This window comes from Aurantiacibacter sp. MUD11 (assembly GCF_026967575.1).
GTDB lineage: Bacteria > Pseudomonadota > Alphaproteobacteria > Sphingomonadales > Sphingomonadaceae > Alteraurantiacibacter.
Map to the genome: position 1 here is coordinate 546,546 of NZ_CP114054.1, position 13,659 is coordinate 560,204.

Here is a 13,659-nt window from a genome sequence, read left to right on the forward strand (position 1 = left end):
GGGTGTCCCGGATCGGGACTATTCGTGGAGGTTGCTCAGACGAGCATTTCGCAGGCCGGTCCCTGCCCCAGGAAGGCGGACGGACTGGCACTGGCGCCATAGGCTCCGGCGCAGAAAACGGCGACCAGGTCGCCCACCTCGGCGCGTGGCAGGTGGGCCTGGTCGGCAAGTCGATCCAGCGGGGTGCACAGGCAGCCGACGACATTCACCTCTTCCTCCGGCGGCGCATCGAAGCGCGTGGCGATGGCAACCGGATAGTTGCGACGCACCACCGTGCCGAAATTGCCGGAGGCCGCGAGCTGGTGATGCAGGCCACCGTCGGTAACAAGGTAAGTGGTGCCGTGGCTCACTTTCCGGTCGACGATGCGAGTCAGATAAACGCCAGCCTCCCCAACGAGATAGCGGCCAAGTTCAATGGCGAATTCGGTTTCCGAAAGGATGTCCGGCAAGTTGTCGAAACGGTCCTTCAGGGCCGCGCCGACCGCCGCGATATCCAGCGGTGTGTCCTTGTCGAAATAGGGAATGCCGAAGCCGCCGCCCATGTTCAGGTGCGGTACTTCGACGCCGGCCTCCGCACCTAGCTGTGCCGCGAGGTCGAGCACATGCCCCTGGGATTCGATAATCGCCTCGGCATCCAGCGCCTGGCTGCCCGAATAGATGTGGAACCCGCGCCAGTTCACGCCGGCGTCGACAAGCTTGCGCGCCAGAGCCGGCACACGGTCGGCATCGAGGCCGAAGGGTTTGGCGCCGCCACCCATCTTCATGCCCGAACCGCGCAATTCGAAGGTAGGGTTCACCCGGATGGCCAGACGCGGCGTCACCCCCAGCATTTTCGCAGTATCCAGCGCACGCTCGGCCTCACCCTCGCTTTCAAGGTTGAGCGTCACGCCCGCACGGATTGCGGCCTGCAATTCCTCGTCGCGCTTGCCCGGCCCGGCAAAACTGATCTCGCGCGGCAGGTAACCCGCCTCGCGCGCCATTTCGAACTCGCCGATGGAGGCGATATCCAACCCGTCCACCAGATCTGCAATGAATTCGAGAAGTGGGCCATAAGGGTTTGCCTTCATGGCATAATGAATATTCAAACGCTCCGGCATAACTGCGCGCAGATCAGCGATGCGCTGCGCGATCAGGTCACGCGAATAGACGAACAGCGGCGTATCGCCCGCCTCGTCTGCCAGCGCGCTGGCAAGACGGCCGCCGATCGCGAGTTCGCCATCAATTGCCGAATATCCGGCCGGTATCGGTCCCAGCGCCTTCATGCCGCTTCCCTCGCCAGCCTGGCACGGTCGATCTTGCCGTTCGGATTGAGCGGCATGTCCGCCACCCATTCAATCACCGCCGGCTGCATGAAATTGGGCAATTCGCGGCGCAGCGCATCGCGCAGGCCTTCCTCATCGCCCGAGCCACGCACGACCAGGTGAATGGCATGGCCCAGTTGCGCGTCCGGCACGCCGAATGCCACGGCCTCTTCCGCCAAGCCTGTCGCGATGACCGCCTCCTCGATCTCCTGCGGGCTGATGCGATTGCCCGCGCTCTTGATCATGGCATCGCTGCGGCCGATGAAATAGAGCAAACCGTTCTCGGCACGACGCACCCTGTCGCCCGACCATACCGCCATTCCCCCGTAGCTGGAGGCAGCAGGCGCAGGCTTGAAGCGCTGTGCGGTGCGTTCCGGGTCCTGCCAGTAGCCTTGCGCTACCAGCGGCCCGCAATGCACCAGCTCACCCTCGCTCGCCACTTCTCCCGCCTCGTCCACGACGAGAATTTCGGCGAATGGAATGGCCGTACCCATCGAGGTCGGAAACTCGTCCACCAGCGCCGGATCGAGATAGGTGGAGCGGAAAGCCTCGGTCAGGCCATACATTGGAAAAAGCCGTGCTTTCGGGAAGATAGCACGCAAGTCTCGCACCAGGTCTTCGGTCAGTGCGCCACCACTATTGGTCAGCCGACGCATCGCAACCACGGCTTCCTCCGGCCACTCATGGGCCACCAGTTGCACCCATAGCGGCGGGACCGCCGCCAGAGTCGTAACCTGATGCCTCGCGCAGGCCTTCAGCACATCGCGCGGCGTGAGATAGTCGAGCGGAGCCACGCTGCCGCCGGCATACCAGGTCGAAAGCAGCTGGTTCTGGCCATAGTCGAAGCTGAGCGGCAGCACGGCCAGCGTGACGTCATCGCGCGCCATACCTAGGTAATGCGCAACGCTGACGGCGCCCAGCCACAGGTTCGCATGGCTCAGCACAACGCCCTTGGGCCGGCCCGTCGAGCCACTTGTGTAAAGGATGGCGCAGACCGATTCCGGGTCCGCTTCAGAGGGTGCAGAAAGCGGCTGAGCGGCACCGAGAGCCTCCGAAACCGCCTTTTCCTCGACAATCGGGCATGTGGCGTCGCCATCTTGCAGCGAAGCGATCCGCGCCGCGTTCGCCAGCAGCAGGCTCGCGCCGCTATCTTCAAGAATATGCTTAACCTGCGCGTGTTTGAGCAGCGGATTGATCGGCACGTGCACCAGCCCTGCCCGCGCCGCCGCCAGCGGCATGAGGCAAGTCAGCTCGCCCTTCGCCGCCCATGTCGCCACCCGCGCGCCCGGCTCCAGGCCCTGCGCGGCCAGCCAGCCCGCCATGTGCGCGACACGGGTTCTTAAGTCCTTCCAGCTAAGGGTTTCGCGGCGCAGGACCAGTGCCGGATCCGCATCCGCCCCGCGCATGGCGAGGTGGTCTAGCGGATAGGGTATTGGATCAGGCGCAGAGGACATCGGGTTCCCGGGAATTGGACGAGCGAAGTGACGGCCATCAGCTATCACGACACGGTTAACGATCTGCAAGACCTTGATTGGTCTGGCGAGGGCCCTTTTGCCCGGCCGGAATGGTTCGCCCTGCTCGAACAGAGCGGCATGACCCCGCTGATCGCCACCGCCCGTACCGATGGCCAGGCTGTCGCCCTCCCCTTGCGGCAGGGCGACGACGGCTGGGAAGCGCTGACCAACTGGTATGCCTTCACCTGGCGTGACCTGCGCAGCGGTGGCGTGACGTCACCCACCTTGCTGGAGGAGCTGGCGCGCGACCTGGCCAAGCATACCGACCGCGTATTGCTGACCAAGCTGCCCGACGAGGACGGCACGATGCAGCGCATGATCCTCGCCTTTCGCATGGCAGGCTGGCTGGTCTTCGCCGAGCCTTGCGACACCAATCACGTGCTGCGCGTGGCCGGACGCAGCTACGCCGAGTTCCTCGCCGATCGCCCCGGTCCGCTGCGCACCACGCTGAAGCGCAAGGCGAAGAAGGTGGAGGTGCACGTTACCGACAGCTTCGATCCCGCGGACTGGGCCGCATACGAAGACATCTACGCCGACAGCTGGAAGCCCGGGGAAGGCGATCCAGCCCTGCTGCGTGGCTTCGCGGAGGCCGAGAGCGCAGCCGGGCGCTATCGCTTCGCCATCGCCCATCACGAGGGCCAGGCAGTCGCGGCGCAGTTCTGGACCGTCGATGGCGCAACCGCCTACATCCACAAGCTGGCGCACCGGAAGGATGCGCACAAGCTCTCCCCCGGCACCACGCTGACCGCCGCGCTGTTCGAGCGGGTGATCGATGTGGACGGCGTCGAGATGGTCGACTTCGGCACCGGCGACGATCCCTACAAGCGCGACTGGATGGAGCAGGTCCGCACCCGCTGGCAGCTTACCTGCCTGCGCGCCGCTTCGCCGCGCAACTGGCCGCTCGCCGCCCGCAAATCCGCACGCAAGCTTGTCTCCGCGCTTTCCCATGGCTAGGGCGCAGAAATCATGGCGACCAACCTTCCCGCGCTTTCCGAACAGGCGGGCGAGACCGATCTCGTCCTGCGCCAGGTTCTTTCCGACGTCCTCGGCCTCTCGGCAGAACGCCTGGCAGAACTCGACGACGATGCCGGCCTCTTCGGACACCTGCCCGAACTGGATTCGATGGCGGTCGCCGGCCTGCTCACCGAACTGGAAGACCGGCTCGACATCCTCATCGAGGATGACGAGGTCGACGGCGAAATGCTGGAGACCTACGGCGGCCTGCTGTCCTTCCTCGCGGACAAGCGCAACAACGCGTGACGCGTCATGCTAGCGGCAAGCTGGCCCTCCCCTGCCGGATTTGACGAATACGCGCTGACGTTCGACCGGCAGCGCGAGCGTCGCCTGCTGGTGATCCCGGCGCTGTTCGATGAAGCCAACAAGCTCCGGCGCTTCACCGTCGAAACGATGCGGCGGCTGGACGCGGCTGGCATCGACACCTTCCTGCCTGACCTGCCGGGAACCAACGAGAGCCTCGACTGGCCGTTCGAACAGGACCTGGCGAAATGGCGAGCGGCCATGGCTGGCGCAGCGCAGCATTTCGGCGCTACTCACGCACTGTCAATCCGCGGCGGGTGCCTGGTTGCCACGGTCGACCTGCCGACAGCGCAGTATGCCCCGGTCTCCGGCGCGAAGATCCTGCGGGGCCTGCTCCGCGCGCACCTGATGCAGAAACGCGAGGCTGGGGTCCATCTCAAGATGGAAGACGAACTGGCGGAAGGTCGCAAGGAAGGCCTGTGCATGGTCGGCTACGATTGGTCCGCGCAACTGATCCGCGACCTTGAAGCTGCCGATCCCCCAGCCACCGACCTGGCAATCGCACAACCGCAGCTCGGCGGTCCCGGCCTCTGGCTGCGCGCCGAGCCGTCCAAGGACGGCAAACAGTCGGAAGCGCTTGCGCGGATCGTGCAGGAGTGGCTGGTATGACCCGGCGTTTCGTGCAGTTCACGTGCGAGGGATCGACGCTGGTTGGCACCCTCGACGAAACCACCGGCGCGGTGGGCCTGCTTATCGTCAGCGGCGGCAACGAAATCAGGAGCGGCCCCTTCGCCGGCCAGGCTGACCTTGCCGACGAAATCAAGGAACGCGGCTATCCCGTCTTCCGGTTCGACCGCCGCGGCGTTGGCGACAGCGAGGGCGAGAACGGCGGCTTTCGCTCTTCCGCGGCGGACATCGCGGCTGCAATCACCGCCTTCCGCAAAGCCAGCCCGCATCTCCGGCGCATCGTCGCCTACGGCAATTGCGATGCTGCCAGCGCGCTGATGCTGCAAGGCGGCGCGGGTTGCCAGGGGCTTGTCCTCAGCAATCCGTGGTCCTTCGATGAAGACGATGATGCAGGCCAGGCCGCGGCAGCAGTCCGATCCCGCTACGCCGGGAAGCTGCGCAGTCCAGGCGAATGGAAGCGGCTGCTGACGGGCAGAGTCTCGCTCGGCAAGTTGCTGGCCGGTCTGCGCCGCGCCATCTCCTTCCGTCAGCCGCAAAGCCATTTGATGGCCGAGATGCAGGACGGCATGGCGGAGTTCACCGGCAAGGTGGTGTTTCTCGTATCCGGCCTGGATCGCACCGGGCAGGCCTTCAGGGCCGGCTGGCGAGGCGGTGGAACGGTGCTGGTCCTCGAAGGCGCCGATCACGCATTCTCGGGCGGTGCGGACCGCGTGGAACTGCAGGACCTCGTCGAATCAGTCCTTCAGGAACAGGCTGGCCAGCTCGACATGGGTTGACCAGCGGAACTGTCCCACCGGGCGCAGCTCGACCAAGCGATAGCCTGCCTCCTTCAGCTGCACGGCATCACGCGCCCAGCTTGACGGGTTACAGCTGATGTAGACCACTCGTTCGACGCTACTCTGCGCCACCTGCTCCACCTGCGCCCGCGCACCGGCACGCGGCGGGTCGAGCACCACGCCATCAAGCGATGCCAGTTCGTCTGCCCGCATCGGGTTGCGGAACAGGTCGCGATGGAGCGCTTCGACCGGCAATCCTCCACGATTGGCAGCTGTCCGAAGCGCGGTGATGGCCGCAAGGTCCGCTTCGGCAGCCATGACCTTGTTCACGCCGCTCAGCGAGAGCGCGAAGGTGCCCAGCCCCGCGAACAAGTCCGCGACTTGCGCCGAACCCGCCAGCCACTCCTGCGCCGCGCCGACCAGCGCCGCCTCGCCATGGTCGGTCGCCTGCAGGAAGGCACCGGACGGAAATGCCACGAGCGTTCCGCCCAGCGTCACGGTGACGGGCTCCGGCTCCCAGAAGCCTTCCGCGCCAAAACCGTAGTCGAGCGTGAGCCGGGCCAGTTTCCGGTCGCGACAGAAATCGAGCAGGTCCTCGGTCTGGTCGAGGCCTTCGGGCGTGAAGCCCGTCAGGCCAAGGTCAACGCCCTGGTCGACCTTCGTCATCTCGATGCCGATGGAATAGCGCCCCTTCAGCTTCGCGAAATAGCCGCGCAGGGCCTCCATCGTCGCAAACAGGTCCGGCAGCAGCACATGGCATTCGCGCATGTCGACGACCTTGTGCGAACCGGCCTGCGTGAAGCCGATCAGCGGACGACCACCGCCATTGATGGCGCGCAGGCTGGCACGGCGACGCGAGTGCGGCGGCGACATGGCGGGCGCGGCCACAACCTTAGGCTCGAGTCCTTGAGATTGGGCGGCATGCAGCACGCGGTCGCGCACGAAATTGGCCAGCGTCTGATCATCGCAATGCTGCAACTGGCATGCCCCGCAGGTGCCGAAATGACGGCACGGCGGCGTGGCGTGATGCGGGCCGTGCTCCAGCGAGCCATCGGCGCGCAGCACGTCGCTCGGCGCGGCACCGGCAACGTGCCGACCGTCAGCGGTAACGCCATCGCCCTTGGCGGCGATGCGGACAATCGTCGACTCTTCGTTCACAGCAATTGCGCGTAGGCTGCAGGGATAGCTTCGATCAACTGGCCTGCGGTGAAAACCGGACCACAATTGCCCGCCGCCAGCGAATGCAGCCAGCAGCCCTGCTCCGCCGCCTTGCGCGGACTGGCTCCACTGGCGAGGCGGCTGGCGATCAGGCCAGCGAGGACGTCGCCCGTTCCGGCGGTGCTGAGCCAGCTGGTGGCAGGTGGCATGATGGCGAGCGAGGCACCTTGAGCGGCGATCAGCGTGTCGGGCCCCTTGGCCACCAGCACGCCCTCGATGCCCTCGGCCAGTTCGGTGGCCTGCTCCATCCGGTCGAGGCCCACGGCGTCGAAGGCGCGCGCCATGGTCTCCAGTTCGCCCGCGTGCGGGGTGGCGATGATCGGCCACTCGCGGTCTTCAAGCATCGGCGGCTCGAGCAGCGTCAGGGCATCGGCATCGACCACTGTCGGCACGTCGCAGGCAAGCACCCAGTCGAGCCGGGACTGTGCCGCTTCGCTGCGACCAAGGCCGGGGCCGATCAGGAAGGCGTCGATCCGGTGGTCGCGCACCAGCTGGAACAGCGAGCCGCGCTCCACCACCAGATCTGCCGGAGCGTCGATGGGATCGTCTTCCTCGTCGAGGAAGATCTTCACATAGCCCGCCCCGCCATGTTGGGCCGCGCGCGCAGCAAGGATCGCAGCGCCGGGCATCTGCCCTGCAATGACGGCCAGCAGGCCGCGTGAATACTTGTGCGCATCGGGTGTCGGGGCGGAAAGGCGCGGCGGTGTCGAGAGACGGGCGGCGCCGTGCACCTTGCTCACGCCGATATCCACCAGCCTGCGCTCTCCCATTTTTGCCATGGCGGGCATCAGCCAGTGCGCGTGCTTCCACGCTCCCAGCGAAACAGTGAGATGATAGCTGGGCAAGCCCTCGTTAAGCGCCTCGCCGTTGTCGCTGTCGATGCCGCTGGGCAGGTCGGTGGCAACCCGCAGCTCATGCGCATCGGCCAGGGTGCGCAGGTGCGCCAGCAGGTCATCGCCCAAAGGACGCCCGAGGCCGGTACCGAACAGGCAATCGACGAACACGCTGCCTTGCGCGTGGCTAACCGGCTCTCCTCCCCATTTCCGCCGTGCGGTCTTGGCTGCATCGGTAGACGGTTCGAGCGGGGCCACGACCTGCACCTTCAATCCGCGCTCCGAGAGGACGCGCGCGATCACGTAACCGTCGCCGCCATTGTTACCGGGGCCGCACAGCACGGTGACCGGACGACCCGCAGCCATGCGCCATACCCAGTCGGCGGCACCGGCACCGGCACGTTCCATCAGCGTCTCGACGCTGTCGCCCGCCGCGATCAGCGCCTGCTCCGCCTCCTGCATCTGCGCGGCGGTGAGGATCTGGTGCGGGGCAGCAGCCATCACTCGGCCACCGGCAGGTGATAGCGGTCCGACCCGACGCGAACTTCGACATAGCCGCCCATGTCGGTGACCTCGGCTGGCTGTGCTCCGTCGGCAGTCACCAGACCGCGGTTCGGAACGCCAAGCTGGAAACGCCGGAACGCGCCATCTGGGTGGCGCACGATAACGAAGCTCTCACCGTCCTGCTCGGCCCGTTCCATGGTGCAGTCGCGCCCGAAGCCGCCGGCGCCGTTGAGCGAGCAATCGATCAGGGTTCCCCCGTCAGCCACGGGGGCGGAGGATGCGTCGCCAGCCTCGCTGCATCCTGCCGTCAGCAGGGCGACAACACCGGCGAGGCAGACCGCTCTCACGGTTTCGCGCCCCGCGTTACCTGCGTCACGTCACGAATGGCGCCCTTGGCGGCGCTGGTGGTCATCGCAGCATAGGCCTGCAGGGCAGGAGAGACCCGACGTTCGCGCTTCTCTGCGGGCTGCCAGGCGGCATCGCCCTTGGCCTCCATGGCCGCGCGGCGGCTGGCAAGTTCCTCGTCGTCGATCTGGAGATTGATCGTGCGGCCGGGAATGTCGATGGCGATGATGTCGCCGGTCTCGACCAGCGCGATAGCGCCGCCCTCACCCGCTTCGGGAGAAGCATGGCCGATCGACAGGCCCGAAGTGCCGCCGGAGAAGCGTCCGTCGGTCAGCAGCGCGCACTTGGCGCCAAGGCCCTTCGACTTGAGGTAGCTGGTCGGGTAGAGCATTTCCTGCATCCCCGGCCCGCCCTTGGGGCCTTCGTAGCGGATCACCACCACTTCGCCTGCCTGCACCTCGTCGCCCAGGATTCCGGCAACAGCGGCATCCTGGCTCTCGTAGACGCGCGCGCGGCCGGTGAACTTGAGGATGCTTTCGTCCACGCCGGCGGTCTTCACGATGCAGCCATCGAGCGCGATATTGCCGTAGAGCACGGCGAGGCCACCGTCCTGCGAGAAGGCATGTTCGGCGCTGCGGATCACCCCGCCTTCCCGGTCCATGTCCAGCTCGTCCCAGCGGCGGGACTGGCTGAAGGCGACCTGCGTCGGCACTCCGCCCGGGGCGGCCTTGTAGAATTCGTGCACCTTCGGATTGCCCGTGCGCACGATGTCCCAGTCGTCCAGCGCATCGCCCATGGTGGGCGAATGGACCGTGGGCAGCGCGGTATGCAGCAGGCCGGCGCGGTCAAGCTCTCCCAGAATCGACATGATGCCGCCCGCACGGTGGACGTCTTCCATGTGCACGTCCTGCTTGGCCGGGGCGACCTTCGACAGGCAAGGCACCTTGCGGCTCAGCCGGTCGATATCCTTCATGGTGAAGTCCACGCCCGCCTCGTGCGCTGCGGCCAGCAGGTGCAGCACCGTGTTGGTGGAACCGCCCATGGCGATATCGAGGCTCATGGCGTTCTCGAACGCCTCGAAACTGGCGATGGAGCGCGGCAGCACGCTGGCATCGTCTTCCTCGTAATACCGCTTGGCGAGAGCGACCACGAGCCGCCCGGCCCGCTCGAACAGGCCTTGCCGGTCCGAGTGGGTCGCCAGCTGCGAGCCATTGCCCGGCAGCGAGAGGCCCAGCGCCTCGGTCAGGCAGTTCATCGAGTTGGCGGTGAACATACCGCTGCACGAGCCGCAGGTCGGACAGGCCGAGCGTTCGATCTCGGCCACTTCCTCGTCGGTCATGCTGTCATCGGCCGCAGCCACCATGGCATCGACCAGGTCGAGCGCCACTTCCTTGCCCTTCAGCACAACCTTGCCTGCTTCCATCGGTCCGCCAGAAACGAAGACGCAGGGCACGTTCAGGCGCATGGCAGCCATCAGCATGCCGGGGGTGATCTTGTCGCAGTTGGAAATGCACACCATGGCATCGGCGCAGTGGGCGTTGACCATGTATTCGACGCTGTCGGCAATCAGGTCGCGGCTCGGCAAGCTGTAGAGCATGCCGTCGTGGCCCATGGCGATGCCATCATCCACGGCGATGGTGTTGAATTCCTTGGCCACACCGCCTGCCGCCTCGATCTCACGCGCGACCAACTGACCAAGGTCCTTGAGGTGCACGTGTCCCGGCACGAACTGGGTGAAGCTGTTCACAACGGCAATGATCGGCTTGCCGAAGTCACCATCCTTCATGCCGGTGGCGCGCCACAGGCCGCGGGCACCGGCCATGTTGCGGCCGTGGGTGGAGGTACGGGAACGATAAGCAGGCATGGGCAATCTCGGTCTGAATCTTTGGCCGAACCCTAGAGGAAGCGGGTCGGGGTCCGAAAGAGGAAATGCTTTTCCGCGGCTAAGCCGGATTTATGATCCGACCCTACTCGAAGGTATCGAGCGCCAGCTTCACCCGGCCGGCGACGTCGGCGATGATCGCAGCCCAGCGCGCCTGCCCCGTTTCGGTGGAGATCAGGTCGTTGCGGATCTCGATCGCGCAATAGGGACGGCCCTTGGCCTCTGCATGGCGGTTCATCGTCGCATTAAGCTGCTTGCCCGAATAGGGCTCGTTGTCGCCCACCGTCACACCCAGCTCGCCGAACAGGCGGATGGCGTGCTGCGCGGCGCGGTCATCCTCGTTGTAGAGCAGGCCGATTTCCCACGGACGCTCTTCATCGGGCTTGCTTTCCAGTTCGGGCGTGAAGCTGTGGATCGAGAGGATCAGCCCCGGCTCAACTGCGTCGAACCAAGCCTCCAGCGCCTCGTGATAAGGCCGATGGTATTCCTTCAGCCGCGCCTCGCGATTGGCGCCGATATTGCCGGGAATCAGGATGCCGTCGCTATTGATCGGGATCAGCGCGTCGGATTCCTCCTCGCGGTGCATGTCGATCACCAGCCGGCTGATGTCGCTCAGCAGCGCGGGAATGCCGTGCCGCCGCGCCAGGCGTTCGCAAACGCCGGCAGCGCCGATGTCCCAGGCAATATGCTTTTCCATCGTGGCGGCTGACACGCCCAGCTCGATGCCTTCGGGCACCCGGTTGGAGGCGTGGTCGCAAACCGCGACAATACCGCCCTTGCTGGCCTCGCCGATCAGGCGGCAGACCGTCTCGCTCATCGCAAAAGTCCTTTCATCTGCCACCAGCCAGAATGGCCCGATGCCAGCTTTTGCGCCGCTATATCGCGGATTTCCGCCGTTTCATAAAGGGCAAAGCACGTAGCCCCGGAACCGGACATCTCGTGCATCCACGGGTCGGTCGCTGCCAGCGCTTGCAACACTTCCGCGATTTCCGGGCAAATTCCGATAGCTGGGTCACGCAGATCGTTGCGCCCCTCTTGCGCGATCTTGCGCGCAGACCCTCCGGGAAGCGGGCCGCGATCGATCCCGTCCCATGCCTTGAACACCGGCCCCGTCGGGACGGGAACCAGCGGATTGATCAGCAGCACAGCCATGCCTGCCATGTCGTTCTCCACCGGCTCCAGTTCGGTGCCGGTGCCACGACCCACGGCCATCTCGCTGCGGACACAAGCGGGAACGTCTGCACCCAGTTTCTCGGCCCGCGCATGCCAGTCGTCGGGGAGACCGTAGGCCTGCTCCACCAGTCGAAACAGCGCGCCCGCATCGGCAGAGCCGCCGCCAAGGCCGGCTGCCACCGGCAGGTTCTTTTCCAGCGTTACGTCGAGACCGTCAGGCCGAGGCAAGGCGCCCAGTGCCTGCATCACGATATTGTCGAACGGGTTTTCCAGCGCCTGTGCGAACGGGCCGACCGTGGTCAGCCGGTCCGCCTCAGCCTTGCGGGCCGCAAGTTCATCGCCCGCATCGACGAAGGCGAATAGGGTCTCCAGTTCGTGATAGCCGTCCTCGCGCCGCCTGCGAACATGCAGCGCGAGGTTGATCTTGGCATATGCTGTTTCGCGAAGGACCAAGCCCTCCTCACATATTCGGATAGTTCGGCCCGCCGCCGCCTTCGGGCGTGGTCCAGTTGATGTTCTGATTCGGGTCCTTGATGTCGCAGCTCTTGCAGTGGACGCAGTTCTGCGAATTGATCTGGAACTTGGGCTCCTCACCCTCCTCGATCAGCCATTCGTAGACGCCTGCCGGGCAATAGCGGGTCGACGGGCCGGCGTAGACACCCAGCTCGCTTTCGCGTTGCAGTTCCAGGTCCGCCACCTTCAGGTGATTGGGCTGGTCCTCGGCATGGTTGGTGAAGGAGTAGGAGACGCTGGTCAGGCGATCGAAGCTGATCTTGCCGTCGGGCTTGGGATAGTCGATCGGCTGGTGCAGGTCGGCACGCTGCGTCTCTTCGTAGTCGCGATGGTGGCCCATCGCGCCAAGGCCAAGGCCCATGGTGCGCAGCCACATGTCCGCGCCTGCGAGCACGGTGCCGATATCTCCGCCGAACTTGGCGACCAGCGGCTGGGCGTTCTGCACGTTCTTCAACTCGGTAGCGATCCAGCTTTCGCGCAGGTTCGCTTCGTATTCGCTGACCTCGGTGTGTTCCTGCCCGGCCGCAATCGCCGCAGCGACTGCCTCTGCGGCCAGCATGCCGCTCTTCATCGCGGTATGGCTGCCCTTGATGCGCGGCACGTTGACGAAGCCCGCCGCGCAGCCCACCAGCGCCCCGCCGGGGAAGGCAAGCTTGGGCACGGACTGCCAGCCACCCTCGTTGATGGCGCGCGCGCCATAGGCAACGCGGGTGCCGCCCTCCAGGTATTCGCGGATCGCCGGATGCGTCTTCCAGCGCTGGAATTCCTGGAACGGCGAGACATAAGGGTTCTTGTAATCGAGCGCGGTGACGAAACCGAGCGCGACCTGGCCGTTGGCCTGGTGGTAGAGGAAACCGCCACCCCAGGTGTCGCTCTCGGAAAGCGGCCAGCCCTGCGTGTGGATCACGCGGCCCGGCACGTGCTTGTCCGGGTCGATGTCCCACAGCTCCTTGATGCCAAGTCCATAGACCTGCGGCTCGCAATCGGCCTCGAGGTCGTACCTGGCTTTCATCTGCTTGGTCAGGTTGCCACGGGCACCTTCGGCAAACAGCGTGTACTTGGCCTGGATTTCCATGCCCGGCTGGTAATCGGGCTTGTGGCTGCCATCGGCGGCGACGCCCATGTCCTGCGTGATAACGCCGGTAACGGCGCCAGCATCGTTGAACATCACTTCCGCGGCCGGGAAGCCCGGGAAGACCATCACGCCCAGCGCCTCTGCCTGTTCGCCCAGCCAGCGGGTGAGATTGCCCAGCGAGCCGGTGTAGCAACCCTTGTTGCTCATCAGCGGAGGCATCATCAGGTGGGGCATGTCCCACTTGCCGGACTTGGTCAGCGCCCAGTGCCAGTTATCGGTTACGGGGGTCTCCGCCATCGGGCAATCCATGTCGCGCCAGTCGGGCAGCAGCTCGTCGAGCGCCTTGGGATCGACCACCGCGCCGGAGAGGATATGCGCGCCGATCTCGCTGCCCTTTTCCAGGACGACGACTTCCAGCTCCTCGTTCAACTGCTTCAGCCGGATTGCCGCGGAGAGACCGGCAGGCCCGCCGCCGACAATCACCACGTCTACGGGCATCGATTCCCGTTCACTCATCGCTTTGTCCCGTATTGCGCCCGATTGGCTGGAGTATCATTGCTAGGCACTTGATAGTTGGCGAA

At 65.5% G+C, this 13,659-nt stretch carries 13 protein-coding genes; 4 read left to right on the forward strand and 9 right to left on the reverse strand.

The window, feature by feature from the left end; genetic code table 11:
* Positions 1 to 35 precede the first annotated feature (35 nt).
* Together OZN62_RS02690 and OZN62_RS02695 are read right to left on the reverse strand one after the other, a co-directional pair.
* Complete coding sequence (locus OZN62_RS02690) at positions 36 to 1,262, reverse strand: pyridoxal-dependent decarboxylase, exosortase A system-associated (protein WP_269101211.1); 1,227 nt, start codon at positions 1,260 to 1,262, stop codon at positions 36 to 38.
* A complete protein-coding gene (locus OZN62_RS02695; protein WP_269101212.1) occupies positions 1,259 to 2,755 on the reverse strand; it encodes an acyl-CoA ligase (AMP-forming), exosortase A system-associated in 1,497 nt (498 codons plus the stop codon). Before OZN62_RS02695 ends, OZN62_RS02690 begins: the two co-directional genes overlap by 4 nt.
* A gap of 27 nt (positions 2,756 to 2,782) precedes the next feature.
* Here OZN62_RS02695 and OZN62_RS02700 point away from each other — a divergent pair, with 27 nt between their 5' ends.
* From OZN62_RS02700 to OZN62_RS02715, 4 genes are read left to right on the forward strand one after another with little or no spacing between them, the layout of a single operon-like run.
* Positions 2,783 to 3,769, forward strand: a complete 987-nt coding sequence (locus OZN62_RS02700) for a GNAT family N-acetyltransferase (protein ID WP_269101213.1) — start codon at positions 2,783 to 2,785, stop codon at positions 3,767 to 3,769.
* Positions 3,770 to 3,781: 12 nt separating this feature from the next.
* Complete coding sequence (locus OZN62_RS02705) at positions 3,782 to 4,075, forward strand: acyl carrier protein (protein WP_269101214.1); 294 nt, start codon at positions 3,782 to 3,784, stop codon at positions 4,073 to 4,075.
* A gap of 6 nt (positions 4,076 to 4,081) precedes the next feature.
* Positions 4,082 to 4,741: a hypothetical protein gene (locus OZN62_RS02710; protein WP_269101215.1), complete on the forward strand. Its 660-nt coding sequence runs from the start codon at positions 4,082 to 4,084 to the stop codon at positions 4,739 to 4,741.
* Positions 4,738 to 5,535, forward strand: a complete 798-nt coding sequence (locus OZN62_RS02715; protein ID WP_269101216.1) for a hydrolase 1, exosortase A system-associated — start codon at positions 4,738 to 4,740, stop codon at positions 5,533 to 5,535. The genes OZN62_RS02710 and OZN62_RS02715 overlap by 4 nt, the downstream gene beginning before the upstream one ends.
* Here the strand turns inward: OZN62_RS02715 and OZN62_RS02720 are convergent.
* The 7 genes from OZN62_RS02720 to OZN62_RS02750 form a co-directional block, all read right to left on the reverse strand.
* Positions 5,494 to 6,693, reverse strand: coding sequence for a class I SAM-dependent RNA methyltransferase (locus OZN62_RS02720; RefSeq protein ID WP_269101217.1), 1,200 nt, complete (start codon positions 6,691 to 6,693; stop codon positions 5,494 to 5,496). The genes OZN62_RS02715 and OZN62_RS02720 overlap by 42 nt on opposite strands.
* The gene (locus OZN62_RS02725; protein WP_269101218.1) at positions 6,690 to 8,087 is read right to left on the reverse strand and encodes an NAD(P)H-hydrate dehydratase; all 1,398 of its coding nucleotides are present in this window, start codon (positions 8,085 to 8,087) and stop codon (positions 6,690 to 6,692) included. The genes OZN62_RS02720 and OZN62_RS02725 overlap by 4 nt, the downstream gene beginning before the upstream one ends.
* Positions 8,087 to 8,356, reverse strand: a complete 270-nt coding sequence (locus tag OZN62_RS02730) for a hypothetical protein (RefSeq protein ID WP_269101219.1) — start codon at positions 8,354 to 8,356, stop codon at positions 8,087 to 8,089. The genes OZN62_RS02725 and OZN62_RS02730 overlap by 1 nt, the downstream gene beginning before the upstream one ends.
* A gap of 77 nt (positions 8,357 to 8,433) precedes the next feature.
* Complete coding sequence (ilvD, locus tag OZN62_RS02735) at positions 8,434 to 10,299, reverse strand: dihydroxy-acid dehydratase (protein WP_269101220.1); 1,866 nt, start codon at positions 10,297 to 10,299, stop codon at positions 8,434 to 8,436.
* 103 nt (positions 10,300 to 10,402) lie between these two features.
* Positions 10,403 to 11,134, reverse strand: a complete 732-nt coding sequence (locus OZN62_RS02740; protein ID WP_269101221.1) for an N-formylglutamate amidohydrolase — start codon at positions 11,132 to 11,134, stop codon at positions 10,403 to 10,405.
* The gene (locus OZN62_RS02745; protein WP_269101222.1) at positions 11,131 to 11,943 is read right to left on the reverse strand and encodes a 4-(cytidine 5'-diphospho)-2-C-methyl-D-erythritol kinase; all 813 of its coding nucleotides are present in this window, start codon (positions 11,941 to 11,943) and stop codon (positions 11,131 to 11,133) included. The genes OZN62_RS02740 and OZN62_RS02745 overlap by 4 nt, the downstream gene beginning before the upstream one ends.
* 7 nt (positions 11,944 to 11,950) lie before the next feature.
* Positions 11,951 to 13,594: an electron transfer flavoprotein-ubiquinone oxidoreductase gene (locus OZN62_RS02750; protein WP_269101223.1), complete on the reverse strand. Its 1,644-nt coding sequence runs from the start codon at positions 13,592 to 13,594 to the stop codon at positions 11,951 to 11,953.
* Positions 13,595 to 13,659 lie beyond the last annotated feature (65 nt).